Here is a 1,663-nt window from a genome sequence, read left to right on the forward strand (position 1 = left end):
TGCGGATTCCAATGATCGCGCGCAGGTATTCCAATCTGATGCCGCGCAGCGTTCCGATCTGATCGCGCGCAGGTGAAGTACCCGATCGTTAGAGGCAATTGGCACTTTCGCTAGCCCATGGTCAAGCGGTTGCCGGAGAGATCACGTCTGATGTTTGATGGTGTCGCTCGACGGAGCGAAGCTGACCGGACGCGCACCCCCAACAGTGCCGTAGCGGTCGGTCAGATTCGCGGGCTGCAGTCTCGGTCTTCATAGGCCGACCGCGTAGTCAATGCCGAGGAAGAACCGCCGGTCGACGCATGGAGTCACCGTTCAGTTCGAGCCTGTGAGCGTTGTGAAGCAGGCGATCAAGTATGGCATCAGCGTAAGTTGGGTCATTTATGAGCTCATGCCATTTGACAATTGGAAGCTGGCTGGTGACGAGTGTTGACCGACGGCCATAGCGGTCTTCAAGGATTTCGAGCAGATAATGACGGGCATTGGCGTCGATGGCTTGGAGGCCCCAATCGTCCAAAATTAGGAGGTCCACGGCGGCGATGCTCTTCATCCGCGAGGCGAGTCGGCCATCGCCCCGGGCAAGGTCCAACTCTTCGATCAACCGCGGCAACCGGGTGTAAAGTACAGAGTGGTTGTCCCGGCAGGCCTTGTGGCCGAGCGCACAGCCTAGCCAGCTTTTCCCGACGCCGGTTGGCCCGACAATGGCGCAATTCTCATGGTTCTTGATCCAGTCTCCGTTGAGCAGCATGTCGAACAAGCGGCGGTCGAGCCCACGGGGAGCGCGGTAGTCGATATCCTCGGGCACGGCATGATGGCGCAGCTTTGCCTTGCGAAGACGAAGCGCCAGGCGCCGGTTGTTGCGCCAAGTCGATTCATGGTCCAGCAGCAACGCCAGCCATTCGGCGTGAGCAAGACCCTGGACCTCCTCGTTGTCTGCGAGGCTCGTGAAGCCCTCGGCCATGCCGGTAAGGCCGAGCCGGGTAAGCAAGTGGAGTGTGGGGTGTGTCAGCATTTTCTTCCCTTTTAGTGGTAATAGTCCGAGCCTCTGATGTTGGTGTGTATGATCGGCTCGCGCTCGGCGGACGCGGGCGTCGGAACGCGATCGAGCCCCTTTTCGAGGATCGATTTGACGCTTGGGTAGTTGCGAGCCTCGATCTCAAGCGCGCGCAGCGCGGCCGCCTCGAGGCGCTCGGCGCCAAAGCGCTTCTCAAGCCGCAGGATACCCAGGCACGAACGATAGCCCTGTTCGGGATGCGGCCGATCCTCGATGATCCGATCGACCAGCAGGCGCAGCATCGGGCCGATCCGGGTTGCCTCGCTGCGGATCTTTGCCGGCGTCCACTCGCCATAGCGCCGGTGGCTAGAAGGCATGTGGGCGTTGATCGTCGTGTGCCGCCCGTTGCCGCTGCCGCGCATGTGCGCGGCGATACGCTCGCCCCCCAGGAAGATTTCAACCGTTCGTGCGCTGATCCGCGCTTCTACCTCCCGACGGGCGAAGCGATAGGGCACCGAGTAGTAGTGTCGTTCAATCTCGACGTGATAGTCGAGCCCGACCCGACATCGGCGCCATTCGGCATGGACCCACGGCTCGCCGGGAAGCGGTTTAAGATTCGGCGCATCAATTTCCTCGAACAGCTGGCGTCGCGTGCGGCCATACTGACGCAGC

Annotated in this window: 2 protein-coding genes; both read right to left on the reverse strand. The window is 61.3% G+C overall.

Going from position 1 to position 1,663, the window contains the following annotated elements:
* Window positions 1-268 precede the first annotated feature (268 nt).
* Window positions 269-1,009: an IS21-like element helper ATPase IstB gene (istB, locus tag A3AI_RS0141880; protein ID WP_024521133.1), complete on the reverse strand. Its 741-nt coding sequence runs from the start codon at window positions 1,007-1,009 to the stop codon at window positions 269-271.
* Between the two features lie 11 nt (window positions 1,010-1,020).
* On the reverse strand, window positions 1,021-1,663 hold a 643-nt coding region (locus tag A3AI_RS49115; protein WP_024521134.1), incomplete at its 5' end, for a Mu transposase domain-containing protein.

The sequence above is a fragment of the Bradyrhizobium sp. Tv2a-2 genome, from assembly GCF_000472425.1.
Taxonomy (GTDB): Bacteria; Pseudomonadota; Alphaproteobacteria; order Rhizobiales; family Xanthobacteraceae; genus Bradyrhizobium.

Excerpts from the sequence above, each read along its gene's own strand:
- istB (WP_024521133.1), bottom strand. The coding sequence starts at position 1,009 with ATGCTGACACACCCCACACTCCACTTGCTTACCCGGCTCGGCCTTACC.